The organism is Erythrobacter sp. HA7-11 (genome assembly GCF_055693605.1).
Window position 1 is genome coordinate 1,440,218 of the sequence record NZ_JBVFUF010000002.1, and the last position, 26,073, is coordinate 1,466,290.

Here is a 26,073-nt window from a genome sequence, read left to right on the forward strand (position 1 = left end):
TCCTGTCGCTTCGCTACTTGAGGACGGGAACACCCAAATCGCGCGCCTTCAACGCCTCGAACCGTTCCCAAGCCTCGCGGGTCTCCTCCGACAGCTGCTCCCACTCCCGTTCGCGCTGAGCTTCCTGCGCTTCGCGGATGGCGTCGATCTTGCGGTCGATGCTGGCGCGGATCTCTTGCCGGGTTGGGGCGTTAGCCTTCGCCTCGGCCTCCAGCTCCGCGCGGATTGAGGCACGCAGGCGTTTGCGCAGCCGTTTCTTGATGCGCTTTGCCAGGCGTTCCTCGCGCATGATGTCGATCGCATCGCGGCCTCGGCGTGTTCCTTCGGGAAAGCGCTTTGGCGCTCGGTTCTTGAGCAGGAACATCAGCAACCGGTCGTTATAGACGCGGCGCGTGCCGATCAGCTCTCCGGCGTGGTAGACCGGCTCCTCGACGCCGTTCAGCGCGCGGTCCATCGCGACGTCTTCGATCCGCGCTATGCCATGATCGAGCGCCTCTTCCCACGCCTTGCGAAAGCTCTCCGCTTCGGGGTGGCGGCGCAGTTTGTAGATATGGTGCTCGCCAACACCCAGGCGGCGGCAGGCGGCGCGCACGCTGCCGGTATCGGCGAGCGCTTCGATAAAGGCGCGTTGGCGCTCTGCGCTCCACCCGCCGCGGCGCATGCGCTTGCGCGGGACAGGGGTGAAGGTGGGGAGGGAGGGTTGTTTGTTTTTCGCACAGCCATCCGGCTGCGCGGTATCCTCGCTCACGCGGTTTTCAGCCGCATCGCTGCGGGCGCCCGTGCGGGCTTGCGAACCTGCGGTCCGTTTTGGTGTCTCACTCATAACACCTCGTGGAGCAGAAAACGTCCAAGTAGGAAAATGGGGCGTTTTTGTTCCGGTGCCTGGCCTCTCGCGCCCTGCGAACAAGCTTCCAATGCGTTTCTTGGCCTAATCAACATCTACTCATCCAACTTCACTTGGCGTTCACGTTTGCCGCGGCTATATCGCCGCCCATGAATACCAGCATTCGCAGCTCGCTCATTCGCGCCGGACTCGTCGGAGCCGTCCTCGTCACAACCACCGCCTGTTCGAGTGGCGGATCAGCCAATGAAGACGTCGCCTATGTCGCGCGCGATGTGGAATCGCTCTACACCGAGGCGAAGCGGCGCATGGACAATGGCAATACGTTGCTCGCCGCAGCGCTGTTTGACGAGGTGGAGCGGCAGCACCCTTATTCGCCATGGGCACGGCGCGCGCAGTTGATGAGCGCGTTCAGCTATTACGTGGCGCGCGATTACAACAAGGCGATCCAGAGCTCGCAGCGTTTCCTGTCGATCCACCCGGGTAACAAGGATGCGCCCTATGCTTATTACCTGATCGCGCTCAGCTATTACGAGCAGATCTCTGACGTGAACCGCGACCAGAAGATCACCGAGCAGGCGAAGACGGCCTTGCGTGAGGTCAATCGCCGCTTCCCGCAGAGCGAATATGCGGTACGATGCGCGGTTGAAGCTGGACCTGGTGGACGATCATCTTGCGGGCAAAGAGATGGAAATCGTACCGGTTTTATCAGCGCTCTGGCCGCTGGCTGGCTGCGAATTTGCGCTTCCGCAACGTGCTGGAGCAGTACGATACGACCAGCCATGCGCCTGAAGCCCTTTACCGGCTGACGGAGAGCAGCCTTGCGCTTGGCGTGCCAGAGGAAGCGGTCAAATATGCCGCGGTGCTCGGCGCGAACTATCCCGGCAATGAATGGTATGAAAAGGCTTACGAGCTGGTGCAGGACCACGCGAGCGGCGTGACCGCCAGCTAACGGCCTTTACTGAGGGAGCCTGCTGCGCAGCTCCGCTACGCGTTTGGCATTGGCGCCCGCGTCGGAATATCCCACGCGTGAAGCAGAGCGTACATGCACGGCGTCATCCGTTTTGCGCAGCTCCAGATCATCGACAAAACCAAAAGTTGCTGAGCTGAACTCTGCGGCAATATAGTCAGCACCCTGCGTCGTGATGCGCCCTCCCATCGCTTCGACGGTGGCGGGGAGGGCATCCCAGGCGTCGACGGGTAAACTTGCGACTTTCTTGTCGCCAACAGTCCCTGTCTCGCTCGACACACAATTGGGCGAGTCAGGGCAGGGCGCGAGCGTTTTGTCGACCAGTCCGGGAGCAGATCCTGCTTTCGACTTTTGCCCAAGATAGGCAAAGCCTCCCACGCCAACGACCAGCAGTACAATTGCAATGAAAATGATTGTCTTAGCCACCGAAACAAACCCTTGTGATCAGTCAACGGCTTCTAGGCGTAAAGATTACGCGCGGGCAACCGTCTGAATTGGGGCAATGCAAATGCCGCTGCTAAACCGTCCTTAACCAAATTTCATTGGCTCGGCGCTAAACGTCGAAGCGATGAATATTGGGTCTTTTCTCCTTAAGGCGCTCGCTTTCTCGGGCCTTGTTGCGCTGCAGATGGCGGTGCCTGCGGTGCATGCGCAGAGCGACCGCGCGGCAGCGGATGAAATCGCCATTTACGGAACGCTGGATGGAACGCACGACGAGGTTGATCTCTCGCAAGTGCGCGTCGCTGTGAACGGCATTCCGGCTACAGTGCGCGCTGACAACTCCTATCAAGTTACAACGCGGTTTGCGCCCTATTACCGCGTCGAGATTTCTGGCGGCGGGGTGTTCGAAACGCTGCAAACCTTCGGCAACACCGAGTTGCGCGATGAGACATGCAAGTGCTTGATCGTCCCGACTATCGAGCTCGTGGCACAACGCCCGGGGCGCATCGAGCTGTTCTTTGCTGGCGATACGATGGCCGGACGCCGCTTCTACCGGGATCGCGGCAGCAGCTCACCGCCGGTCCTTACGCCCGGAAACTACGCCCGTCAGCTCGACGCAGTGCTCGCGCCGTTCAAACCCTACATTGAGAGCAGCGATTACGCCTCGCTCAACCTCGAGACCGTGCTGGTCAGCGAAGAGCCGAGCGAGCCTTCGCCGAAGAAATACGTCTTCTTTACCCCGACTGAGATGGCAGGCGCGATGGCGCGCGCAGGGGTCGATCATGTCTCGCTCGGCAACAATCACACCGCCGATTACGGCGATCCGGCTCTCATCTCTACCATTGAGGCGCTCAACGACGCCGGTGTCGAATGGTCGGGCGCAGGAATGAACCGTGACGAAGCTGAACAAGCCACGCAGGCCGACATTGGCGGCACGCCGCTCAGCCTGCTCGGCTTTGTCGGATGGCGCGGCAATTGGGAGCCCAACCAGGTCGCCACCGATGAAAAGAGCGGTGCGGCATGGGGCGCAAAGGCCCGCATCCGCAACACTGTGCGGCGCGAAAAGGCCGCGGGGCGCGTGCCGATCCTGCAATTGCACGGCAGTGCGGAATATTCCGACCGGGCCTCTACCACTACGATGAGCCGCTTGAAGCTCGCTGTCGATGAAGGCGCACCGATTTCAATCGGCCATCACCCGCATGTCGTGCATGGCATCACGACCTACAAAGGCGCGCTGATCGCGCCATCGCTTGGCAATTTCATCTTCGACCAGACCCGCCCGCAGACGCAAACCAGCTACGCGCTCAAAGTGATCCTCGAAAACGGCGAGTTTCTGCGCGCGGAGGCGATCCCGCTGCAAGTGCTGGATTTCCGCCCGGTGCCAGCGGTGGGCGCGATGCGTCATGCGGCGCTGTCGCGCCTTGCATCGCTGTCGTCAGAGATGGGCAGCGATCTGACCGCGACCGGCGGGCATTTGGCGCTCTGGGCCGAAAGCAAGGCAAATTTCCTCGCGCGCTGCCGACAAACCCCGCAGAAGTCGCGCGTTGTCTTGCTACCGGTGTGTGCTCGCAAGGGGAGCACCCCGGGGCGCAATATCATCGCGCGCGGCGACTTTGAGAATACCACCTTTGGCGAGGCCCGCGACCGCTTCTGGGCGGTGCGCAACGCCCGCTATCAATTCACCGCAGACGCAGTTGGAAATGGAGCGTTGAGCCTAAAACCCACGCGCGCTGGACGCGGCGCATATCTCTATTCCCGCTCTTATCTGCGCGATGTCGAGGGCACACGCTTCACCGTAAAGGCGCGCATTAAAACAGCGGTTGCGACCGAAGTCGAGCTGCGCATCAAGACCCGCCCGCGCTCTGGCGATCCAACCACGCCATCGGTGCGCGGTGATATGAAGGGCACGCAAAATCTCGCTGCTTCAGGCGAGTGGCAGGAGGTAAGCTTTGACCTGACGCTACCGCCCGAAGCAGACAGCAGCGCCGCTCGCGCGTTCCGACCGATCCTGCGTTTTACAACCGACCGCAAAGGGCCGCGCCGTCCGCCAGCGCTCATCATCGACGATGTGGCGCTGATTGAATGGGCGGCGCCGGACAAGGCTAGCGACCCGCATCAGACGTGGCTCTGGACCCATGTGCGGGAGGCTTCCGAGCCTGCGCTTGCCGCTGCGCAATAATTCCACACCTTAGCAGTCCCTCAGGCGGTGACGCCGGCGAAACGCTGCGCTACCATTGCGCGCAATGCTCACCCGCCTGTCCATCCGCAACATCGTTTTGATCGAGGCGCTCGACCTCGATTTCACGCGCGGGCTTGGCGTGCTGACCGGCGAGACCGGTGCGGGCAAGTCGATCCTGCTCGATGCTTTGGGATTGGTTCTGGGCGACCGAGCCGAGACTGCTCTGGTGCGCGCGGGCGAGGCCAAGGCGAGCGTCACGGCCAGCTTTGAATTTGCCGAGCTTCCCGCAGCGATCACCGAGACCTTGGATGATGCCGATATTGAGATTGAAGCGGGTGAGCCGTTGATCATCCGGCGTCAGGTTAAAGTTGATGGCGGATCAAAGGCATTTGTGAACGATCAGCCGGTTGGCGTCGCGCTGCTGCGGGAGATCGCGGCGAGCTTGGTCGAATTGCACGGCCAGCACGATGATCGCGGCCTCGTAAACCCGCGCGGCCACCGCGCTCTGCTTGATCGCTACGCAGGTAGCGACCTCGCCGGGTTGGAGCGTGCTTGGCACAGCTGGGCAAAGGCGGAGGCGCGCTTTGCCGAGGCGCGCTTGTCCGTCGAACAGGCCGCAGCAGACCAAGAATTGCTGCTGGCTCATTTGGCCGAACTTACCAATCTTGAGCCAAAGGCGGGCGAAGAGGCTCGCCTCGCTGAAGCGCGCGCAGCCATGCAAAAGGGTGAGAAGCTAGCGGGCGACCTCGAAGAATTGCGTCACATCTGGGAAGGTTCGGATTCTCCGCTGGCCGCTTTGCGTGTCGCGGCACGGCGGCTTGACCGGATCGGCGGAGAGCATGAATTGCTGGCCGAGGCTTTGGCCGCGCTCGATCGGGCCGTAATCGAAGCTGGCGAGGCCGAGGAAAAGCTGGAGGCGGCGGCTCAGGCGCTGATCCATGATCCGGCGGCATTGGATGAGGCGGAAACGCGCCTGTTCGAACTGCGAGCAATTGCGCGCAAGCATCGCTGCGAGGTTGACGAACTGCCCAAGGTGATGCGCGATATGCGCGCGCAACTGGATGCGATTGAGGGCGGCGAAGCGGAGCTCGATGCTTTGGAGATCGCGGCGAAGGAAGCGCGCGAAGCTTACGTGACCAAGGCAGAGACAATCCACGCCGGGCGCATCAAGGCCGCGAAGAAGCTCGACAAGGCGGTGGCGGCGGAACTTGCCCCATTGAAGCTTGATGCGGCGCGGTTCCTTACGGCGGTCGGCAAGTTGCCTGAGGAGAAGTGGGGCGCGAACGGCATCGACAGTGCAGAGTTTCTGATCGCGACCAATCCGGGCGCGGACTATGCGCCGCTCGGCAAGATCGCATCAGGCGGCGAACTGTCGCGCTTTATCCTCGCGCTGAAAGTGGCGCTGGCGGAGAAGGGCGGGGCGGCGACGGTAATCTTTGATGAGATCGATCGCGGTGTCGGCGGAGCGGTCGCAAGCGCGATTGGTGAGCGTTTGGCGAGGCTGGCAGATGGCGGGCAATTGCTCGCTGTGACGCACTCACCGCAGGTCGCAGCCCGCGGCAACCAGCATTATCTGATCGCGAAAGCCTCCAGCGGGACGGTGACCAAGACCTCGGTTGCACTGCTCGATGAGGCGGGCCGACAAGAAGAGATTGCGCGGATGCTTTCCGGCGCGGAGGTCACACCTGAAGCGCGGGCGCAGGCTGATCGGCTGCTGGAGGGTGTGTGATGCCTGACATTCTGGTCGAGTTGATCCTGTCTTGGGTGTTCATCGCGGCGGTGGTGATCGGTATGATCACGGTCTTGCTGGGGTTCCGGCGAAAGACTCTACCGGCAAAGCTCGCGCATTTCGGGGTGGGAGCTTCACTGCCCTTCGCCGCGATGGCCGTGGTTTGGTTCAGCTTGGAAGGGTGACTGCGCAAGTGGGGGTTATTGTGAATTCTGCAATTGCTCGGATTTTAGGTTTGCTGCTTGCAGTGATCGCTTTCCTCGGGATGTTACCAGTCCTCCTACTCTTCATGATGGAGTTCGGTTTGAACTGGGCGACGATTTGGTCGTTTTTGGCAATTGCAGGTGCAGCTACGAATATGGTCTTTTGTTTCGAGATCGCGCGCAACCAAAGAGGATCAAAGTGGCTTTGGGCCGTCTTGGGAATATCGTTGTTGATTTGTATTCCGCTCATGATTGCTAATGGGGCCCGGTGGTGACCAATCTCTCTGATCCCGCTGCCGTCGGTAGCCTCACGCGGCCATAGGAATTGCAAAAGATGGATCAATCGCCCTTGGAAAGACCGGTGTGGTCGACACTGAATGGGCCGCAGAAACATCTCGCCCGCGTTTCAGGTCATGCCGTCCGAATTGATCCTCGCTACGGACCCTTTGCAGCAGCATCAGATCAAAGCGAGGCTGCGCAAGCCGATCTCGCTGAGATTGTTCACCGCTCACCCCACGACATTTGGCTCGTCGAACCAGACGAATGGCCTGCACCTGCGGGGACGAAAACAGTTCGCACTGCGCCGCTGTTGCAGATGGTAGCGGATGCGACGTCAAACGCGACTGCGCACGCGGAAGATATCGTCCCGCTTGGGCCTTCCGATGTGCCCGCTATGACCGATATCGCGCTCGCGACCGAGCCGGGACCTTGGGGCGAGCTGACGCATCAATATGGCCAGTTTTTTGGTATTCGTGACGGTGACAGGCTCGCCGCGATGGCAGGCGAACGCATGCGGCCTTCATCGCAATATGCGGAAGTCAGCGGCGTGTGCACTTGGCCGGAATACAGAGGGCAGGGGATGGCTCGCCGCCTGATCGCGCATGTCATGCAGGCACATCGCGCGCGCGGGGCGATCCCCTTTCTGCACTCATACGCTGGCAACGAGGCTGCAATCGGCCTTTACAAGAGCCTTGGCTTTGCGCCCGCAAGAAAGCTGGTGGTCACTGTGCTCGCAGCGTCTTAAGAGCACCTGATGACTGACGTTTCGAAATTGGATGAGGTTGGTGCTGCGAATGAACTCATGCGGCTCGCGCGGGAAATCGCGAAGCATGACAAGCTCTATCACGCGCAAGACAATCCCGAGATCACAGATCAGGAATATGACGCGCTGGTGCGGCGCAATGCGGAGTTGGAAGCACAGTTTCCGCACCTGATCCGCGAGGATTCTCCGTCGAAGAAAGTCGGTCATGCGATTGCTGCGTCGCCTCTTTCCAAGGTGACGCACGAGGTTCGCATGATGAGCCTCGACAACGCCTTTAACCGAGAGGAAGTCGAGGAGTGGGTCGCCAGGATGCGGCGCTTTCTGTCGCTGTCTGCGGACGAGCCGGTTGCGATCACTGCCGAAGACAAGATCGACGGGCTGTCATGCGCGCTGCGGTATGAGCAGGGAAAGCTGGTGCGTGCTGCCACTCGCGGCGATGGTCAGGTCGGTGAAGATGTCACTGCGAACGTGCAGCATATCGCCGATATTCCGCAGCAATTGACAGGCGGTAATGTCCCCGATGTGTTCGAGGTACGCGGCGAAGTTTACATGTCAAAGCAGGACTTTACCGCGCTCAATGCTGCGCAGCATGAGGTCGGCGGGAAGCTGTTTGCGAACCCTCGCAATGCGGCTGCGGGATCCTTGCGACAGAAGGATGCAAGCGTGACTGCAAAGCGTCCGCTGAAGTTCTGGGCTTATGGTTGGGGTGCGGCGAGCGAGCTACCTAAGACCACGCAACATGACATGATGCGCATGATTGAAAGCTGGGGCTTTCCTGTCTCACCCTTCCTGACCGTTACTGATGATGTCGACGCGATGATCGCGCATTATGAGGAGATCGGCAGGCAGCGACCCGATCTTGGCTATGACATTGACGGCGTGGTCTACAAGATTGACCGACTTGATTATCAGCAGCGGCTAGGCTTCGTCGCGAAGGCACCGCGCTGGGCTCTGGCGCATAAATTCCCGGCTGAGCGGGCTGAAACAACGCTGGAGGCGATCGACATCCAAGTCGGGCGCACCGGCAAGCTGACCCCGGTTGGCAGGCTCGCGCCGGTGATGGTTGGCGGCGTGACGGTTACCAATGTGACTCTGCACAATCGCGATGAGATCGAACGGCTCGGCGTGCGTCCCGGTGATCGCATCGTCGTCCAGCGGGCGGGTGATGTGATCCCGCAAGTGGTCGAGAATCTGACCCGAGATACTGAGCGCGACCCTTACGTCTTCCCTGATACTTGCCCCGAATGCGATAGCGAGGCTGTGGCGGAAGAGGGCGAGGTTGATGTTCGCTGCACGGGGGGTTGATCTGTCCGGCACAGCGTACCCAGCGGCTTGAGCATTTCGTGTCTCGAAAGGCGCTCGATATCGAAGGGTTGGGTAGCAAGACGATCGCGCAGTTCTTTGAGCTGGGTTGGCTTGAAAGTCCGGCGGACATTTTCCGACTGAAGGATCGCCGCGCGGATATTCTCGCGCTTGAAGGATGGCAGGATAAGTCTGTCGATAACCTGTTGGCTTCTGTGGAGGAAAAGTGTGCGCCCGATGCGGCGAGACTGCTGTTCGGACTAGGTATCCGACACGTCGGCGAGGTGACCGCACGCGATTTACTGAAGAACTTTCATGAGCTTTCCGCGATCCGAGATGCGGCGGAGAAAGCCCGCGCGGGAGATGAGGATGCGGCGGCTTCAATCACATCGATTGATGGCATTGGTGAGAGTGTCGCGACAGCCTTGGGCGATTTCTTCCACGAGGATCACAATGTGGCTGTGTGGGAAGACTTGCTCGGTGAACTCTCGCCACCACGCTACGAGGTCGAAACTCTCGACAGCCCCGTTGCGGGCAAAACCATCGTTTTCACCGGCAAGCTTGAAACGATGTCCCGTGATGAGGCGAAGGCGCAAGCGGAACGGCTCGGCGCAAAGGCCTCCGGTTCGGTCAGCGCAAAGACCGATATTCTCGTTGCCGGTCCGGGCGCGGGCAGCAAGTTAAAGAAAGCGCAAGAGCTCGGCATCGAAGTGCTCGACGAAGCGGGCTGGGCCGAGATCGTGGCGGCGGCGGGATGATGAGAATGTACGACTTCAGGCACGCCAAGCTGTGCCTTCTCGGTGGCGCCTTACTGCTCCCGCTTTGTCCAGCAACCGGCAATGCCCAATCGGGCGCAGCTGTTTCGGCAGAAACGCAGCTTGCCGCTGATCCAGAAACAGTAACAATTCCGTTTGACCCAGAGATCAACGCACGAATTGCCTATTCGGTCGTGCTCGAAAAGCGTCGGCCAAGCCGCGTGCGTAAGATCACATTCGAGCAACAGCTGACTTTCCGCGAGCATAGCACGGGATTTTTGGTCGATATTGAGGCACTGTCGATCTCGGTTGGAAATGACAGGCTTGACCTCACAGACAGTCAGGCTTTGCAAATAGTTCCGCCACCCCTTCGCCCTTTTGTGATGTCGCTAACGCTTGAGCTTGATCAGTTTGGTGAGCCAGTCCGGGTTGATGATTGGGACAAAGTAAAAGCGCTTATTACCCAATTGCCCGATTATGTTTTGAACGAGGCGGATGCAGATCGAACAGAGCAGACCAAACAGGCAATCGAGTTAGCGTTTGGTCCCTTGCTCAATGCAACGGCGGAAGATGCTCCTTCCATGCTCGTTCAAGGTTGGCCAGAAATTCTCGGCTATGGCGGCGCTTCACTCGAACTTGGCGAGGCTTACGGGGCAGAGACTGAAATTGAGGGAGGGCTGTTGCCGTCTCCAATTGCTGCGACTGCGGAGCTCTCCATGTTTCGGACTGATGAAGGTAATCTTCGCTTCGTCCAAAGTGTGCGGGCCGATCCCGAGCAGCTGAAAGATGCCGTTCTCTTCATTCGTTCGAAACTTGAAGAGCTGCAAAGCGAAGGTGACGGACAGGCCAATCATAGAGCCGATGACGGACTGGCTGAAATAGAAATGCTCGACGATCTCGATGTCGTATTCGACGCGATCACCGGCGTCCCGCTCCGGGCTTCGATCCGGCGGCAGACGATTCTGAACAATGCGATTGTTTCAGGCGACACCATCACCATCACACGACAGTCGCCGTGACCGACCTCCTCGTTGAGCTCCACCCGCAAGCCGCGCGCATTGCCGAGTTGCTCAAGGCGCGCGGGGAGAAGGTCGCGGTCGCTGATGGCGCGACCGGTGGACTGATCGCAGCCTCCTTGCTCACGGTTCCCGGTGCACTCGATTTCTTCGTCGGGGGCGGGGTGGTCTATTCCTTTCGCGCGCGAGACGTTTTGTTCGATCTCCCGCGCGAGGCTTACAAAGGTATGCGCGGCGCGAGCGAACCCTACGCGCTGCTTCAAGCCCGCGCGATCCGCGACAATTTCGGCGCGGAATGGGGACTGGCGGAGAGCGGTTCGGTCGGCGGATCGACCCATCCGAGCGGCGCGCCAGCCGGCACAAGCGTCGCGGCGCTCGTCGGCCCGGACGGGTTCGAGCGCACACTTACACTAGAAACGGGCAGCGATGATCGCATCGCCAATATGCAAGCGTTCACCCGCAACGCGCTCAATCTCGCTGAGGTTGGCCTTGCGCCCTGAGCGAGCAACAGGGGGCAATCGGGTTGCGACATTCGCCGCGGTGCTGGGCCTCACGGTTTTGCTGGCGGCGCTCGCTTGGACCTATGCCGGTCGTTTGACGGCGCCTGCGATCAATACGTCGCTAGCGGCTGCCGAGACGGCGCCTGAACCACCCGAAGACACTCGCCCGGAATCGGTCAAACAGCTCGAAACCAGGCTGCAGGAAATCGGCACAGCCTTTGCCGGACAAGTCGGGATTGCTGTGGTCGATATCGCGGGTGACCATCGCGCGGGCTTCAACGCCGAACGGATGATGCCACAGCAATCGGTCAGCAAATTGTGGGTCGCGATGGCTGCGCTCGATCAGGCGGATGCAGGCACGCTCGACCTCACTGAAACCGCCACCGTGCGCCGCGAAGACCTGACCCTGTTTCACCAACCGATCCGCAAGCGCGTGCTCACCGCGGGCAGCTTCACTACCAACCATGCCGATTTCATGCGCCGCGCTTTGGTGGAAAGCGATAACACCGCCAATGACATGCTGTTGAAGCGCGTGGGCGGGTCAGTATCCGTTCGCGAAATGTTCGCCGACAAAGGGCTTGATAACATCCGCTTCGGGCCCGGCGAACGCATAATGCAATCCGAGCTCGCGGGGCTCGAATGGGATCAGTCGTTCTCGCTCGGCAAGGTCTTTTTCGAGGTGCGCAAACTTGTGCCGCATTCAGAGCGGCGAGCGATCTTCGATGCCTATGTCGATGATCCGGTTGATGGCGCGAGCACGATGGCATTGGCCGATGCTTTGGCGCGGCTTGTTCGCGGAGAGCTGCTATCAGAGCAATCCACCGCGCAACTCATCGGCTTGATGCGCGATGCAAAGAGCGGCCCGAACCGGCTCAAAGGCGGTCTGCCCGAAGGCTGGCAAATCGCGCATAAGACCGGCACGGGCCAGGTGCTCGACATCGTCCCGCCGGGTGTGATCGGTGAACAGACCGGCTATAACGATATCGGCATTCTCACCGCGCCTGATGGCGCGCAGTATGCGGTTGCGGTGATGATCGCGCATACGCGAACGCCCGTGCCCGAACGGATGGATATGATGCACGCTGTGGTCGCTGCGGTGGCGGAGTATCACTGCACCACCGCAGTATGCGAACAGCCTTAGATCACACTCGCATCAATCATTGGGCATCAGATAGATTTCTCGCACCGCCGATGTCTCGGGCTGCGTAATCGCAAACATCACCGCATTGGCGACATCTTCGGGCTGAAGCTTGTCGGGCTTTGGCTCGTCAAAGAACGGGGTGTTGACCATGCCCGGCGCGATCACGGTGGCGCGGCCACCCCATTCGCGCATTTCCTCTGCCAGGTTCTCGCCAAAGCCATGCACGAACCACTTGGTCGCCGAATAAATCGAGCCTTTGAACGCGTCGCGGCCCGCCTTTGATCCGGTGACGACAAAGTGCCCCTTGGTCTTTTTGAGTTCGGGGATTGCCTCATGCGCGGCATAGAGCACGGCGAGGATGTTGAGGTGGATCATGTCGTGCCACTCGTCAGGGTCGCCGTTTTCGACGCCCGGCTTGTTCACGCCCGTGCCGGCATTGGCAAACACCGCGTCGAGACCGCCGAAATGCGCAGCGGTTTTCGCGATGGCTGCGGCGATTTCCTCGCGTTTCGTTGCGTCGCAGGGGATGGCGAGCGCGGCGTCTCCAATCTCGTCTGCGAGCGTGTTGAGCTTGTCTTCGGAGCGGGCAATGAGCGCGACGTTCCAGCCTGCTGCTGCGGCTGCGCGAGCGGTTGCTTCGCCAATGCCTGTCGATGCGCCGGTGATAAGGAGAGTTCTTGCCATGATGTGAGCCTTTGATTGAGAAGGGGGTTCCCCTCTTTCAAAGGTTTGTGGGCCAAGGGGTTCCTATTCGCGGGCTAATTCGGTGCTGTGAGGCGGCAGCCATTTCATCACGCCGCCAGAGAACGGCGTCCACCATCCGGTGCGTATGCCGGCTTGCGCAAGCCGGTCACTGGTCCATTGATTGCAGGTAAACGTCACCGAATAGCTCGGCAGGGCGGTGTAATAGGCGCTGGTGTCATACGTGCCGTCCTCGAACTCGCGATAGACCGCGCCATCGAGTGGCGGAAGGTCGGCGAGGATCGCTTTGACGAGCGCGGCATATTGCTCGCCTGAAATGGTGATTTCGCGGCGGTCACGGTCGAGCGGGGGGTGCACGTAGTTTGTGGTGCGGATCAACCCTTCGCCGCCAGTGAAGAGCACGCGAACGGCGGTGGAAGCATTCATGTCGGAGATTGTTGGCGTGTTGAGAATGACCTCGCGTTCGCCAAAGCCAATGGCGACGTGAGTGGCAGGGACGGGGCGGTCCGCGTCGACCCAGTGATTGGTGCTGGGAAAGGTCTCGCGCCAATCTTTCGTCGGATGAGCGATCGGCAGCACAAATTGCGTGTGCACGCCGTTGGTCTCGATCATGATCGTGACGGGATCGCTAATCGGCTCGGCCAGCTTCTGCCCGCGCGGGATCGACGATCCGATCCAGGCGAACAGCAGGAATGTGATGACGAGAGCAGCAATTCCGGCCAGCCCATAGAGAGCTAAGCGACCAGCCTTGCGCGCGGCCATTTTCATCATGCCCGGCGGCGGCGCAGCCACAGAATCGACCAATCGCCGCGTACCAACCGGGCTGTTGGCCGAAAGCCTGCGCGGCGATAGGCTCGGCGCACTTGCGGCTCCTGCTGGGTCAGCAATCCTGCGAGCAGCACGCTGCCACCTGGCCCAACGCCGTCGGCGAAGTCCGGCGCGAGTCCCACCAAAGGACCGGCAAGTATGTTGGCGATGAGCAGATCATAAGGTGCGCGCACCCGCAGCAGCGGATCGTCCATCCCGTCGGCAATCACCATCGCCATCTCGCCGGGGCGTGGTCCGAGCCGGACGCCATTCATTGCGGCGTTGTCTGCGACTACGCCAGCGCAGACTGCGTCGATATCCGAAGCGGTGGCGCGCGCCGATGGCCAGAGATGCATCGCGGCAAAGCCGAGCAATCCTGTGCCTGTGCCAATGTCGGCGATATTGCGCGCTACCATACCGGTGCGCTTCATAGCCCAAAGCATTTCGAGGCAACCGGCGGTGGTCTCATGCTGGCCTGTGCCGAAGGCTTGGCTTGCAGGAATAGCGAAATTGATCGCTTGCGGGTCAGGCGCGAATTCGGGCGTATGGACATAGAACGGCCCGGCGCGGATCGGCTCAACGCCCTGCTGGCTAAGCGTTAGCCAGTCTTCATCGGGGAGCTTTTCAACCGTGATTTCAGGTGCTTTGTCCGCGAACAAGTCTGCGACAGCGCGCTTTTGCGTCGACGTTGGTTTGGACGGATACCATCCCTCCAGCACCCATTCTTGCGGGCGATCCTCTGCAACCTCACGCCCGGAGATTACAAGGTCGAAATCCCACTCCTCGATCTCGTCATGGGCTAGCAATGCGGCCTGCACCTTTGGCTTGGGCGCAAAGGCGGTGAGTTTCCAGCCAGAGCTCATTCGGCGTCCGCTTGCTCAGCAACCTCTTTGGCGAGGCGCTTTTCTAGGTCGCTGCGCTTCTTGTTGGCATAGGAGGAGCAAGGATCGTCCATGTCCAGCAAGCTCCCTTTTCGAGCCATTTGAACAATTGCGCGTGGGATGGGTGCGCCGCGATCAGAATGTCGCAATCAACCGCGCCCAAGCGATCAATCCCGGCATAGTATTCGGCGACGTAATCCGGGTGATCAGAAAAGCGATATCCGTCCGCGCTCACCGGAGACAGACTGTCGGCGTAAACGATTGTCTTGCAGACATCGCCTTCGCAGCTTGGCCAGCTCCAACTGGTGGCGCCTGGCGAGTGTCCAGGCGTATGGATCGGAGTAATCCCGTCATATCCCTTGAAGCGATGGGTCATATCCTGCGGGATAAGCACCACGCTCGACACCGGCCTGAAGGGCGGGTGATCTGAGCTGGCCTGAGGATCATTGCTCGCGACCACTCCACTCATAAGAACCTCGCTTGCCGGTTCGGACGCCTCGACCGTAGCGCCAGTTGCTTCGGCAATGCGAGCAATCCCACCGACATGGTCATAATGTTCGTGGCTGATGTAAATGTATGCGATTTCTTTTGGATCAAAGCCAAGCGTGCTGACGTTGTCGAGCACCACCTTCGCGCCTTCATCGGTTCCCGTGTCGATCAAAGTGTCATAATTCTTCCCATCGATCAGGATCGCCGAAATCCCGCATGTGCCGACATAATAGCTGTTGCCGTAAATCTTGAAGGGCGGGGCGGGCTTGTCCCAATCATCCCACGGTTTGCAGGTGTCGAGGAAGGCCTGCTGGTCTGCTGGTAGTGAGCTAGACGGCGCGGCTTCATTCGCAACGCTTGTTGCGCAAGCGGCCAATGCCAGCGTCGCCAGCGCAACCGGTATTTTAGCGAACATAGCTTGCTCCATTGGCGTCGATCACCGCGCCAGTCATGCTGGCAGGGGCATCGAGCGCGCAGAAGGTGATGACCGCTGCGATCTCTTCCGGCTCGGCGACCTTGCCCAGCGGAATATCCGCTAGCAATCCCGCGCCGCCGCGGCTTTCCAGGTAGTCATCCGCCATGCTTGTATCGGTAAAGCCCGGAGCTATCGCAAAGCTGAATATGCCCTCGCTGGCATAGGCGCGCGCGATGGTCTTGTGCATCGCCAGCATCCCGCCTTTCGCCGCTGCATAATGCCAATGCGCGGGAGAATCGCCACGGTGGCCCGCGCGGCTTGCGACATGGACGATCCGTCCTCCGACGCCGCGTTCTTTCCAATGGCGCACCGCAAAGCGGCTGAGCTGCGCCGCCGCCGTGAGATTGATCCGCAACGTCTCCTCCCAGCTATCGAGCCAGGCAATATCGGACGAATCGAGCGAGTTTGCCTCGAAAAGCCCGGCATTGTTAACCAGCACGTCGATTGCACCGTCCGCTTGCTCCAGCGCCGCATCCCATAGGGCTTGCGCTGCGCCGGGATCGGTGAAGTCCGCCGCCAGCGTGTCAGGCGAAGGCTTCGTGGCATGGCCGATCACCTTTGCTCCGCGTTCGATCAGCTTTTTGTGCGCCGCAGCGCCAATTCCCCGGCTCGATCCAGTGAGTAAGATGCAAGTCATACATCGCTCTATTTCGAACTTTGCACGCAGAGTCGAGCGCTCACCGCTTGTCACACGCGTCAGGCGCGTTAAGTGGGGCTAGCAAAGACCTTCGGGCACAAACGGGATAGACATTTACATGGCGAACAGACCGCTTTCCCCCCATTTGCAGATCTGGCGGTGGGGGCCGCACATGCTGGTATCGATTTTGCACCGCGCGACCGGCGATGGCATGGCCATTGTCGGGCTGGGCGTGTTGATCTGGTGGCTGGGCGCGCTTGCGAGCGGACCGGAAGCCTACACTACTTTTCAGGATCTGATGACCTCGCCGGTCGGATACATCGTGCTGGTTGGCCTCACATGGGCGTTCTTCACCCATATGATGAGCGGCTTGCGCCACTTCGTGCTCGATATTGGCGCGGGGTATGAGCTCAATGCCAACCGCATCTGGTCGATTGCCTCGCCCATTATCGCGATCCTCCTCACGGCGGGCTTTTGGGCTTTCATGCTGACCAAGCAAGGAGTGATCTGATGGGTACGGGAACATCAATCGGAAAAGTGCGCGGGCTTGGCTCGGCCCACGAAGGCGCGCACCACTGGCTGGTCCAACGCTTCACCGCGATTGGCAATGTCGTCCTCACCATCTGGCTGGTGGCCAGCATCATGCTGCTGCCCGACCTTGGCTATGCGACTGTTTCGGGCTGGCTCTCAGGCCCAATCCCAGCGACCGCGATGATCCTGCTGATCATCTGCACGTTCTGGCATGCGCGACTTGGCCTCCAAGTCCTGATCGAGGATTATGTCCACGAAGCCGGATCGAAATTCGGCCTGATCGCCGCCCTCAATCTTGCTGTTATCGGCGGAGGCGCATTCGCAATCTTCAGCGTCGCCCGCCTTGCCCTTTCTGGAGCCGCCTAATGGCTGACCTAAATTCGTACACTATCATTGACCACACTTATGACGTGGTTGTCGTTGGCGCGGGCGGTTCGGGCCTGCGCGCGACCATGGGCGCGGTCGAAGCGGGCCTGCGCACCGCCAACATCTCCAAGGTTTTCCCGACGCGCTCGCACACTGTCGCAGCGCAAGGCGGCATCGCTGCATCGCTCGGCAATAACACGCCCGATCACTGGTCATGGCATATGTATGACACGGTGAAGGGCGCGGACTGGCTGGGTGATCAGGATGCGATCGAATATCTCGCACGCGAGGCTCCGCAGGCGGTTTACGAGCTGGAGCATGCAGGTGTTCCGTTTTCGCGCAATGAAGACGGAACGATCTATCAGCGTCCGTTTGGCGGGCACATGCAGAATATGGGCGAGGGGCCTCCGGTCCAGCGCACCTGCGCCGCGGTCCGACCGCACCGGCCACGCCATGCTCCACGCGCTCTATCAGCAGAGCCTGAAATATGACGCGGACTTCTTCATCGAATATTTCGCGCTCGACCTGATCATGACGGGCGAGGGCGCTGATCGCCGCTGTGTCGGCGTGATCGCGATGTGCCTCGACGATGGCACGATCCACCGGTTCCGCGCGCAATCTGTCGTGCTCGCAACCGGCGGCTATGGCCGCTGCTATTACACCGCGACCTCTGCGCACACCTGCACCGGCGATGGCGGCGGCATGGTGCTGCGCGCTGGCCTGCCCTTGCAGGATATGGAGTTTGTGCAATTCCACCCGACCGGCATTTACGGTGCGGGTGTTCTCATCACCGAGGGCGCGCGCGGCGAGGGCGGATACCTCACCAACTCCGAAGGCGAGCGCTTTATGGAGCGCTATGCTCCCTCGGCGAAAGACTTGGCATCGCGCGACGTTGTCTCGCGTTCGATGGCGCTCGAAATGCGCGAAGGGCGCGGCGTCGGGAAAGAAGGCGATCACATTCACCTTCACCTGGATCACATCGATCCCAAGGTCCTGGCCGAGCGTCTGCCGGGCATTACCGAAAGCGGAAAGATCTTTGCCGGTGTCGATCTGACCCGTGAAGCTCTGCCGGTTACGCCGACGGTTCACTACAATATGGGCGGCATTCCGTGTAATTATCACGGGCAGGTTGTGACCTTGCGCGATGGCGATCCCGATGCGGTTGTGCCGGGGCTTTATGCCGTTGGCGAAGCGGCCTGTGTCTCGGTTCATGGCGCAAACCGTCTGGGCTCGAACTCGCTGATCGACCTCGTCGTATTTGGCCGAGCGACTGGACTGCACCTCAAGGACAATCTGACGCCGGGCGCGAGCCAGCCTGAGCTGCCAGAGAACAGCGCCGAGCTGTCGCTGACCCGTCTCGACCACTTCCGCTATGCCGAAGGCGGCTCGCCAACCTCGGCCATCCGCGCCGACATGCAGAAGGCGATGCAGGCACACGCTGCCGTGTTCCGCGATACCGAGCTGATGGATGAAGGCGTGAGGAAGCTCGCCGAGCAGAACAAGCGCATGGAGGATATTCACGTCTCCGACAAATCGCTGATCTGGAACAGCGACCTTATCGAAACGCTCGAGCTCGACAATCTGATGAGCCAGGCGAACGTGACGATGGCATCGGCTGCGAACCGCAAAGAAAGCCGCGGCGCGCACGCGCATGAGGACTTCCCCGATCGCAATGATGCGGAATGGATGAAGCACACCATCGCTTGGTTCGATGGCTGGGGCGGCGGCGCTAAAGGCGCTGGCAAGGGCGATGTTACGATCGATTACCGCCCGGTCCACGAATACACGCTGACCGATGATGCGAAATATATCGAGCCTAAGGCACGGGTGTATTGAGCGGTCTGCCTGAGTGAAGGGTGTGCTCTCACGCGAAGGCGTTATCAATCGTTTGAACGGTTATTGGCAGATGGAAGCCGCCAACGTTTTTCTCGTGCCGGCGGCGATGATCGGTACGACGTATTATCAGGAAAGTACGCTCGGTTGGTTGTCGGTGTTCGCGATCGTTCCGATGTGCGCTTTGCTGGTCATTGGTGCAGCCTATTGGCGGGGGAAGCTGATCCAGCTGAAGGGCGACGGTGGCGCATTGGACCGAATGCTCGCGTGGGCTCATCATCTGGACCTGCCTCTGGCAGTTTTGAGCGTTATCGCTTTGCTTTTGACCTTGGTCAGCTGGGTGGTGCCATCTCTTTCCGTCTCTCTGGCAGATAGGGTTGTTGCGACGATTGCGGCGTCGCTCGCGGTACTGGAATACGTCAATTACTATCACCGCCAATTGCAGCACTTTGACCACCTCGCCGACTTCAAGCGATTGCTGAGCGGCAGGGGATTTCGGCGCGCGCAAATGGCGGTCGATCTTGAGTACTTCAGGCGAAATCGATGAGGTGCGGCGATGATGGCTTGACGCCCCGCGTCCTCTTGCGCAGCTTGTCGCTCTAATGAAACGCGGTTCGCTCCTCAAGATTGCCACAGTGATGCTTGCATTCGCCATTGCGGGACCAGCCTATACGCAATCGAGCGACACCAGCGCATCCGCCAGCAATCCCAACCAGCCACCCCCGCACACCAAGCCGTGGCCGAACTTTGCGACTGGGACAAATCCCAATGCGATCAGAACCAGTCTGGCCCAGTCACCAGAGTTTGAGCGCAATACATCGCCGCTGACGCTGCTGAGGGAACGCCGCAAGCTAGACGCCGCGCTCGCGCAAATTCAGCCGCAGCGCCCCGGCACGGTCGACGCTTACGTACTCACGGTCGCGCTCGACAGCGATCCGGTGTTCGCGCGTGAGGCGCGAGAGGCCGCGAAGGTGCTCTCCCGCCGCTATGGCGCGGAGGGCCGCACGATCACGCTTGCGGGGCCGGACGGCAAGTCCAACGAACTACCCAAAGGTTCAATCCGCGCGCTGCTCACCACGCTCGCGCATATCTCTAGCGTGATGGACGGCGATGAAGACGTGCTGGTGCTCTACTCGACCAGCCACGGTCTGCAGCAAGGGCTGGCCTATCACTATGGCGACACCGGATACGGTGTGCTCAGCCCGGCGCGTTTCAAAGCGGCGCTGACCGAGCTGGGCATCGAGCGGCGCATCCTCATCATCAGCGCGTGCTATTCGGGCGTGTTCGTGCCCGCGCTCGCGAGCGACGACACCGCGATCCTCACCGCTTCGGCCAGCAATCGCACATCGTTTGGCTGCAATGCCGAGAATGACTGGACGTTTTTCGGCGATGCGATGATCAACAACGCTCTGCGCAAGCCGCAATCGCTCGAGCAGGCATCGGCAGAAGCGAGCCGTTCGATAGCCGAGTGGGAAAGCGAAGCGCGCGTGCTCGCTTCGCTGCCTCAGATTTCGATTGGCGGGTCTGTCGGCGACTGGATGCCAGCGCTCAATGCGCGGTTGCCACAGCAGGCGAGCGCACCGGTCGGCAGGCCCGCTGTCAGCGTCATTGCCGCTAAAGAGCCGGTTCCGGCGTCTCCGGCGCGTCGCTCTCGCTAGGCGCGCGTTTCGCCTCGGTAATCACCACCGGCTCGGCGAGGATTTGCCCCTTCATCCAGCCTTCGCCTTTTTCCGGGTCAACCGGTGCGGCATGGATCGCCTTCACCACATCCATGCCGCCGATGACATATCCGAACACCGCGTAGCCCAGGCGCTGGTCTTCGACTTCCGAATTGGGCCGCGCATCGAGTCCGCGTTGATCACCGATCATAATCGAGAAGTCGCCAGTTGCGGTTCCCGGCTCATAGCGTGCCATCGACAGCGCGCCATTGGTGTGGCTGAGGCCCGTTTCGCTGGTCGGCTCGTGCGCGATGGGATCAAGAATGCGTTTCGGATCAAATTGCGTGCCGCCCTGGATCAGGCCGCTGGGATCTTCTCCCTTTGGGCCAAGCGCGCGGTAGAACACCGTCCCGTCAAAGCGGCCTTCCTCGACATAGCGTAGGAAGTTTGCGGCGGTGATCGGCGCGCGCTCTGTCTCTAGCGCGATGGTGATGTCGCCCATGCTAGTGGTGAGCACAACATCGACCGTTGCTGGTACGGCATCTTCCGCTCCCAGATCGGGGGTTTCGACCAGCACACCAATCTCGACGGGCTTATTTGGCGTGTGTTTCATAATTATGCCGTCTTGCGCCACGGCAGGCGTAGCAATCAGAGCGAACGAGGCGAGCAGAGCGCGGATATATGTCATTCGTCCACCGTGAAACGTCGTTTGCAGAGAAGCAAGCCCTGACAGGTGCCATTCATACAGGCTTCATGTTTACATCCGTAATCGCAGTGACTACAGGTGTAATCAGTCGAGTGGGAGGGTTGATCAGCATGGCAGACAAACAAAAGCCAGAACGCATCAGCGAAGCCGAACATGCCGTTATGGAAGTCTTGTGGGAGCGCGAAGGCCTCACCGCAACCGAAGTGTGCGATGCCGTGTGCAAGCAGCGCGACTGGAGCCTCGCCACGGTAAAGACGCTGCTCTCTCGTCTCGTCGGCAAGAACGCCATCGCGGCTCAGCCCGATGGACGGCGTTTCCTTTACAGTCCCCTTATCGCGCGGTCCGACTACATCGGCGGTGAATCGCGCCGCTTGGTCGATCGCCTGTTCGGTGGCAGCGCCTCTTCGCTGTTTGCGCATCTCGCACAACAGGAGGCGCTCACCGAAGATGACCTCGCCGAGATGGAAGCTTTGTTGAAGGAGCTTAAATCATGACCGATTGGCTATTCGACACGATGCTGTGGACCGCCGGATTGATCGCGCTGGTCCTTATCATACGCCGCCCCGTGGCCAAGCATTTCGGGCCGCAAGTGGCCTATGCTCTATGGGCGATCCCGGCAGTCAGACTGGTTTTGCCACCGCTTAAGCTGCCAGCATGGCTGAACCCAGCGCCTGCGATTGAGCCAGTGACCGCCCCAATAGCGGTGGGCGACACGACCCCGATATCATTTGAAATTGTTCAACCCGAAGCTCCTGCTGCGACCATGAGTGGGTTGGACGCGGCGACCGGCACAACCTTATCGTCAACCCCGCTGCCACTCATAGAGATTGGCATGTCGATATGGCTGGCCGGCGCCGCCCTGTTTCTGGTGCTGCGTTTCCGCAATTACTTCAAATTGCGCCGAGAATTGCTGGAAGATGCGATCCAAGTCGGTCGCCACGGCAAGATACGGATGCTTGAGACACCCGGCACGCGCGCGCCGATCGCGTTCGGTGTGCTCGACCCGGTGATCGCGATGCCGCCCGGCTTTATGGCGCAGCCCAACCGCACAGCGCGTGACCTCGCGCTGGCGCATGAATTCTCTCACCACGAAGCACGCGATTTGTTGGCCAATGTTATGGTTCAGCCGCTGTTCGCGCTGCACTGGTTCAATCCCCTGGGACGCTTTGGCTGGTTGGCATTGCGCCGGGATCAAGAGGCGGCGTGCGACGCCCGCGTAATGGCGGCCACTCCGGCCGAAGTGCGCGGCGACTACGCCACTCTCATCGCAAGTTTCGCAGCAGGGCCCAAATTTGCTCTGGCCGCGCCAATGGCGTGTCCGGTGCTGGGTGAAAAATCGATAGTTCACCGCCTAAGGAGCCTGAAAATGTCCGATATGTCCCTTCGCCGCCGCTTTGCCGGTCGATTTATGGTTGGAGCTGCGCTGCTTGCACTGCCGCTGACCGCGTCGATCAGCTATGCGGAAGAAACCGTGCCAGAGGCACCGCCGGCGCCATTGGCCCCGGTAGCCCTTTCGCCTCATGCCGCACCATTGCCGCCGGCTCCACCTGCGCCACCGGCCCTTATGCAGGATATCGAGACGATCGATCCCGGGCAAAGCGAAGCCAATACGGAAGCGATTAGCGAGGAAACAGAGCGTGACGTCGAGGTGCGGATCGAACGGATTGAGCGCCGGGCTGAACGCGCGGAGGAACGCGCTGAGCGTGTCGAAGATCGTGAGCGCCGTGTGTTGCTGCTTCGCCGAAATCTAGAAGGTGGTCGTCACCTCAGCGATGAGGAAGTCGATGAGATCATGATCGAAGTGCGCGAGAGCCTGGCAGAGGCTGACGAAGCGCTGGCTGAAGCGCGGGTAGAGATTGAGCGCGTGCGTTTGGAAAACGACGGCAAGCGCACTCAGGTGAAGATGAAGTGCCGCTCGGGCAGCGATGACGTTGCCGAAGTGATCGAGAAGGAAAACGGTAAGCAGGTCGTTTATCTGTGCCAGACACGGGTGATGGCCGAAGCGCTAAAAGGTCTTAAGGAGGCCCGCAAAGCGATCTCAAAGAACCGCGAGATAACGGGCAAGATGCGCAGTGATTTGCTCGAAACTCTGGACCAGCAAATCCGCGACTGGGAGAACGCTGATCGCGGCGCTTGGTTGGCCAAGACGCTTTCTTCGCAAGCCAGGTTTGATGCCGAGCGGCGCAGCAACTTGCCAAACGCGATAGCCGAAGCGCAAAGACGCGCTGCTGAATTGCAGCGCAGATCAGCAGAAGGGCGGCAGCGCTTCCCACAAAGCTAAGACCGAATATCTTCGGCACACAGTTTGGCGGCGGGTGGAAATTCCATCCGCCGTTTCTGTATGATGGTTCATATTGAATTCACTTCATCGCTCTCATTGCACGGTTCGTCGCTGGAAATAGGAGGTGGAAGTGGCGAGAGAACGTTCCCCGGGAATAAAGTTACTGTTCGCAGTATTGGTAGGAGCGGCCCTGATTGTGCCGCTCGTTATGGTCTATGCACTGGTCTATGACCGGCAGGATCAGGCGCGCACGGCGCAAAACTCTATCACGGCAGGCTGGGGCGATGCGCAAGTGCTCGCCGGGCCGCTGATGGTCGTGCCCTACATTAAGGAACGCGTGACCAGTGAGCAGGTTAACGGTCAGACCGTCACCCGCACGGTCAACGCACGTGAGCTGCTTTACATCGCGCCGACTAAGCAAGATTTGAACACGGCGATTGATCCACAAGTTAAGTCGCGCGGATCGATCCACAAGACGGTTATCTATGAGACGACCCAGACGGGTGCAGCGACTTTCGCTTTGCCCGAAGATCTCGACCGTTTCGGAGTTACGGCTAGAGCAATTGCGCCTTTCAGAAGCAGAAATCCGCTTTCCTATCTCTGATCCTCGTGGGCTCCAGACCGATGCGACTTTGACTGTCGGCGGAGAGACCCTGGCACTGCGCCCGGGTCTCGGAACCAACAGTGCAGGCAGCGGTGTGCATGCCTTCTTTGATTGGGGCGAGGGCGAGGAAGTCTCGCTTGATTTCAGATATCGCCTGCGCGGCAGCAGCGCGCTGAGCATGGTCCCGCAGGGAATGGAAACCAACTGGACTGTCGAATCGAGCTGGCCGCATCCGAGCTTTGCCGGCAGCTTCCTGCCCAATGCCGATAGCACCGAGGTGACAGACAGTGGCTTCAACGCCAATTGGTCGATCTCCAATCTGGCGCTGGGGCAAACCCTGATCCGCACCAGCGAGCCGCAATTGCCGCAGGTTGTCACGGACAGAAGCTATTCGGTCTACCCGATGGAAACGGGCGGCGATGATAGCGTCGCGACGATCCGCCTAGTCGAGCCGGTCGATCTTTACAGCCGGGTGAACCGTTCGGTGAAGTATGGCTTCCTGTTCATCGGCTTTACCTTCCTCGCCTTCCTGATGTTCGACATTGTCGGCGGGGCGCGGGTTTCTGCAGCGGAATATTTGCTCAGCGGAGCGGGCCTCGTGCTGTTCTTCGTGATGTTGCTCGCCTTTGCCGAGATGATCGGGTTCGCGTGGGCCTATTTGATAGCAAGCGCCGCGATAATCGGGTTGTTATCGGCCTACAGCGCCGCAATTCTGGGCAGTTGGAAACGGGCGCAAATCATAGGCGGACTGTTGGTGGGCCTGTATGCACTGCTCTACGTCTTGCTGAACCTTGAGGAATGGTCGCTGGTGATCGGATCGGTGCTGCTGTTTGTCGCTCTGGCCGCGGTGATGTACGCAACCCGTCAGATCGACTGGTCATCAGTCAATTCGCTTAAAAGCGATGCGCCGGATACCAAAGAAGAGGTTCCTGCGACCTAAGCCTTCGCAGCAATCGAGCAAATATCGGGGCCGGAGCGGGATGACCGCTTCGGCCCTGGTTGCATTTACGTCTTAGCTAAAGTCGAAATAGACGTTGCACACGTCGCTATCGGCGCTGTCGAGCCCGCGGCGCAGTGCCTGCATCCGTTGTTCGCTCGTCCCATGCGTGAAGCCTTCGGGATTGATCCGCTGGCCCGCATTGCGTTGCAGAGTATCATCGCCAATCGAAGCGGCTGCGCGCATTCCTTCTTCCAGATCACCGCGCTCAATCAGATTGCGGTTCTTGCCCGCCCACACACCGGCATAGCAATCGGCCTGCAATTCCATGCGCACCTGCAATTGGTTGCGGCCCTGCGGGTTTTGCTGTTGCGCGCTGCGCACTTGATCAGCAAGGCCCGTGAGGTTCTGGATGTGGTGGCCGTATTCATGCGCGATGACGTAGAGCCGGGCAAAATCGCCTCCGGTGCCCGCCATCCGCGCGAGTTGATCGTAGAATGTCGTATCGATGTAGATAGTGTAATCCGCTGGGCAATAGAACGGACCCGACGCGGAACTGGCCGTGCCGCACCCTTGGGTCGCCACCCGGCCACTTGGGAACAGATTGAGCGTTGGCTCGATGTATTGAATCCGCGCCCGCGCAAATTCCGGTTCCCACGTTTGATTGAGCGAGGTGAGCGCGTTGCACGCTTCCATCGCATATTCGCTGCTGGTGCAGATCTGCTCTTCGCTCATTGAGCTTTGTTCCGTCTGAGCCGGGCCGGTCTGCTGCTGCGCCCCTTCGACCATGCCCAACATCTGTCCCGGATCAACTCCAAAGACCAACGCGCCAATCGCCACGATCACCAGGCCACCACAGCCCACACCGCCAGCGCGGCCACCCGGCATCCCTCTGCCACCTCTGCTCGAGCGGACTTTGATTTTCGACGTGTCGAACCGATTGAGACGCATTAGAATTCCTTCCCCAGATGCGGTCTAACCCGCACACCACTCGCTTCGCCTGCGCATAAGTGCTGGACACCGCCGCCAGCAATGGCAAAAGCTCAA

At 60.1% G+C, this 26,073-nt stretch carries 24 protein-coding genes and 3 pseudogenes; 18 read left to right on the forward strand and 9 right to left on the reverse strand.

The window, feature by feature from the left end:
• Positions 1 to 13 precede the first annotated feature (13 nt).
• Entirely contained in the window at positions 14 to 823 is an 810-nt protein-coding gene (locus ACZ1GU_RS07470) for a hypothetical protein (protein ID WP_472647401.1), read from the reverse strand.
• Positions 824 to 993: 170 nt separating this feature from the next.
• Here ACZ1GU_RS07470 and ACZ1GU_RS07475 point away from each other — a divergent pair.
• Positions 994 to 1,793: pseudogene (locus ACZ1GU_RS07475) on the forward strand (outer membrane protein assembly factor BamD).
• Between the two features lie 6 nt (positions 1,794 to 1,799).
• Here ACZ1GU_RS07475 and ACZ1GU_RS07480 read toward each other — a convergent pair.
• The gene (locus ACZ1GU_RS07480; protein ID WP_472647402.1) at positions 1,800 to 2,237 is read right to left on the reverse strand and encodes a DUF1499 domain-containing protein; all 438 of its coding nucleotides are present in this window, start codon (positions 2,235 to 2,237) and stop codon (positions 1,800 to 1,802) included.
• 142 nt (positions 2,238 to 2,379) lie between these two features.
• Here ACZ1GU_RS07480 and ACZ1GU_RS07485 point away from each other — a divergent pair, with 142 nt between their 5' ends.
• The 8 genes and pseudogenes from ACZ1GU_RS07485 (at position 2,380) to ACZ1GU_RS07520 (ending at position 12,119) form a co-directional block, all read left to right on the forward strand.
• The gene (locus ACZ1GU_RS07485) at positions 2,380 to 4,431 is read left to right on the forward strand and encodes a CapA family protein (protein ID WP_472647403.1); all 2,052 of its coding nucleotides are present in this window, start codon (positions 2,380 to 2,382) and stop codon (positions 4,429 to 4,431) included.
• 64 nt (positions 4,432 to 4,495) lie between these two features.
• Complete coding sequence (gene recN, locus ACZ1GU_RS07490) at positions 4,496 to 6,160, forward strand: DNA repair protein RecN (RefSeq protein ID WP_472647404.1); 1,665 nt, start codon at positions 4,496 to 4,498, stop codon at positions 6,158 to 6,160.
• A complete protein-coding gene (locus ACZ1GU_RS07495) occupies positions 6,160 to 6,345 on the forward strand; it encodes a hypothetical protein (RefSeq protein ID WP_472647405.1) in 186 nt (61 codons plus the stop codon). Before recN ends, ACZ1GU_RS07495 begins: the two co-directional genes overlap by 1 nt.
• Positions 6,346 to 6,697: 352 nt before the next feature.
• On the forward strand, positions 6,698 to 7,387 hold the full coding sequence (locus tag ACZ1GU_RS07500; protein ID WP_472647406.1) for a GNAT family N-acetyltransferase: 690 nt from the start codon (positions 6,698 to 6,700) through the stop codon (positions 7,385 to 7,387).
• 9 nt (positions 7,388 to 7,396) lie between these two features.
• A pseudogene (ligA, locus tag ACZ1GU_RS07505) lies at positions 7,397 to 9,465 on the forward strand (NAD-dependent DNA ligase LigA).
• Positions 9,462 to 10,481 (forward strand): hypothetical protein, encoded by a 1,020-nt coding sequence (locus ACZ1GU_RS07510; protein WP_472647407.1) that lies wholly within the window; start codon positions 9,462 to 9,464, stop codon positions 10,479 to 10,481. Before ligA ends, ACZ1GU_RS07510 begins: the two are co-directional and overlap by 4 nt.
• Positions 10,478 to 10,978, forward strand: a complete 501-nt coding sequence (locus tag ACZ1GU_RS07515) for a CinA family protein (RefSeq protein WP_472647408.1) — start codon at positions 10,478 to 10,480, stop codon at positions 10,976 to 10,978. Before ACZ1GU_RS07510 ends, ACZ1GU_RS07515 begins: the two co-directional genes overlap by 4 nt.
• Positions 10,968 to 12,119: a serine hydrolase gene (locus ACZ1GU_RS07520; RefSeq protein ID WP_472647409.1), complete on the forward strand. Its 1,152-nt coding sequence runs from the start codon at positions 10,968 to 10,970 to the stop codon at positions 12,117 to 12,119. The genes ACZ1GU_RS07515 and ACZ1GU_RS07520 overlap by 11 nt, the downstream gene beginning before the upstream one ends.
• Positions 12,120 to 12,131: 12 nt before the next feature.
• On the opposite strand, the gene ACZ1GU_RS07525 is transcribed toward ACZ1GU_RS07520, so the two are convergent.
• From ACZ1GU_RS07525 to ACZ1GU_RS07545, 5 genes are all read right to left on the reverse strand, one after another.
• Positions 12,132 to 12,803 (reverse strand): SDR family oxidoreductase, encoded by a 672-nt coding sequence (locus ACZ1GU_RS07525; protein ID WP_472647410.1) that lies wholly within the window; start codon positions 12,801 to 12,803, stop codon positions 12,132 to 12,134.
• Positions 12,804 to 12,866: 63 nt separating this feature from the next.
• Entirely contained in the window at positions 12,867 to 13,613 is a 747-nt protein-coding gene (locus ACZ1GU_RS07530) for a DUF2459 domain-containing protein (RefSeq protein WP_472647411.1), read from the reverse strand.
• Positions 13,589 to 14,491: a 50S ribosomal protein L11 methyltransferase gene (locus ACZ1GU_RS07535; RefSeq protein WP_472647412.1), complete on the reverse strand. Its 903-nt coding sequence runs from the start codon at positions 14,489 to 14,491 to the stop codon at positions 13,589 to 13,591. The genes ACZ1GU_RS07530 and ACZ1GU_RS07535 overlap by 25 nt, the downstream gene beginning before the upstream one ends.
• A 43-nt stretch (positions 14,492 to 14,534) precedes the next feature.
• Positions 14,535 to 15,413: an MBL fold metallo-hydrolase gene (locus tag ACZ1GU_RS07540; RefSeq protein WP_472647413.1), complete on the reverse strand. Its 879-nt coding sequence runs from the start codon at positions 15,411 to 15,413 to the stop codon at positions 14,535 to 14,537.
• Positions 15,403 to 16,110 carry an SDR family NAD(P)-dependent oxidoreductase gene (locus ACZ1GU_RS07545; protein WP_472647414.1) on the reverse strand — a complete coding sequence of 236 codons (708 nt, stop codon included), beginning with the start codon at positions 16,108 to 16,110 and terminating at the stop codon, positions 15,403 to 15,405. The genes ACZ1GU_RS07540 and ACZ1GU_RS07545 overlap by 11 nt, the downstream gene beginning before the upstream one ends.
• A 118-nt stretch (positions 16,111 to 16,228) precedes the next feature.
• Between ACZ1GU_RS07545 and sdhC the strand changes: the two genes are divergently transcribed.
• The 5 genes and pseudogenes from sdhC to ACZ1GU_RS07570 all read left to right on the forward strand — a co-directional run bounded on the left by sdhC (position 16,229) and on the right by ACZ1GU_RS07570 (position 20,498).
• Positions 16,229 to 16,621: a succinate dehydrogenase, cytochrome b556 subunit gene (sdhC, locus tag ACZ1GU_RS07550; RefSeq protein WP_472647415.1), complete on the forward strand. Its 393-nt coding sequence runs from the start codon at positions 16,229 to 16,231 to the stop codon at positions 16,619 to 16,621.
• Positions 16,621 to 17,007, forward strand: a complete 387-nt coding sequence (sdhD, locus tag ACZ1GU_RS07555) for a succinate dehydrogenase, hydrophobic membrane anchor protein (RefSeq protein WP_472647416.1) — start codon at positions 16,621 to 16,623, stop codon at positions 17,005 to 17,007. Before sdhC ends, sdhD begins: the two co-directional genes overlap by 1 nt.
• Positions 17,008 to 17,093: 86 nt before the next feature.
• Positions 17,094 to 18,843 (forward strand): annotated as a pseudogene (gene sdhA, locus ACZ1GU_RS07560) (succinate dehydrogenase flavoprotein subunit).
• A gap of 13 nt (positions 18,844 to 18,856) precedes the next feature.
• Complete coding sequence (locus tag ACZ1GU_RS07565; RefSeq protein ID WP_472647417.1) at positions 18,857 to 19,387, forward strand: hypothetical protein; 531 nt, start codon at positions 18,857 to 18,859, stop codon at positions 19,385 to 19,387.
• 55 nt (positions 19,388 to 19,442) lie between these two features.
• Complete coding sequence (locus ACZ1GU_RS07570) at positions 19,443 to 20,498, forward strand: C13 family peptidase (protein ID WP_472647418.1); 1,056 nt, start codon at positions 19,443 to 19,445, stop codon at positions 20,496 to 20,498.
• Here ACZ1GU_RS07570 and ACZ1GU_RS07575 read toward each other — a convergent pair.
• Positions 20,455 to 21,186: a peptidylprolyl isomerase gene (locus ACZ1GU_RS07575; protein WP_472647419.1), complete on the reverse strand. Its 732-nt coding sequence runs from the start codon at positions 21,184 to 21,186 to the stop codon at positions 20,455 to 20,457. The two genes, ACZ1GU_RS07570 and ACZ1GU_RS07575, sit on opposite strands and share 44 nt — an antisense overlap.
• Before the next feature lie 128 nt (positions 21,187 to 21,314).
• Between ACZ1GU_RS07575 and ACZ1GU_RS07580 the strand changes: the two genes are divergently transcribed.
• From ACZ1GU_RS07580 to creD, 4 genes are all read left to right on the forward strand, one after another.
• Positions 21,315 to 21,698: a BlaI/MecI/CopY family transcriptional regulator gene (locus ACZ1GU_RS07580; protein ID WP_472647420.1), complete on the forward strand. Its 384-nt coding sequence runs from the start codon at positions 21,315 to 21,317 to the stop codon at positions 21,696 to 21,698.
• Positions 21,695 to 23,485 carry a M56 family metallopeptidase gene (locus ACZ1GU_RS07585; RefSeq protein WP_472647421.1) on the forward strand — a complete coding sequence of 597 codons (1,791 nt, stop codon included), beginning with the start codon at positions 21,695 to 21,697 and terminating at the stop codon, positions 23,483 to 23,485. The genes ACZ1GU_RS07580 and ACZ1GU_RS07585 overlap by 4 nt, the downstream gene beginning before the upstream one ends.
• A gap of 196 nt (positions 23,486 to 23,681) precedes the next feature.
• Positions 23,682 to 24,089: an inner membrane CreD family protein gene (locus ACZ1GU_RS07590; RefSeq protein WP_472647422.1), complete on the forward strand. Its 408-nt coding sequence runs from the start codon at positions 23,682 to 23,684 to the stop codon at positions 24,087 to 24,089.
• Positions 24,049 to 25,029, forward strand: a complete 981-nt coding sequence (gene creD, locus ACZ1GU_RS07595; protein ID WP_472647423.1) for a cell envelope integrity protein CreD — start codon at positions 24,049 to 24,051, stop codon at positions 25,027 to 25,029. Before ACZ1GU_RS07590 ends, creD begins: the two co-directional genes overlap by 41 nt.
• Positions 25,030 to 25,101: 72 nt before the next feature.
• Here the strand turns inward: creD and ypfJ are convergent, their stop codons facing one another.
• Positions 25,102 to 25,977 carry a KPN_02809 family neutral zinc metallopeptidase gene (gene ypfJ, locus ACZ1GU_RS07600; RefSeq protein ID WP_472647424.1) on the reverse strand — a complete coding sequence of 292 codons (876 nt, stop codon included), beginning with the start codon at positions 25,975 to 25,977 and terminating at the stop codon, positions 25,102 to 25,104.
• Positions 25,978 to 26,073 lie beyond the last annotated feature (96 nt).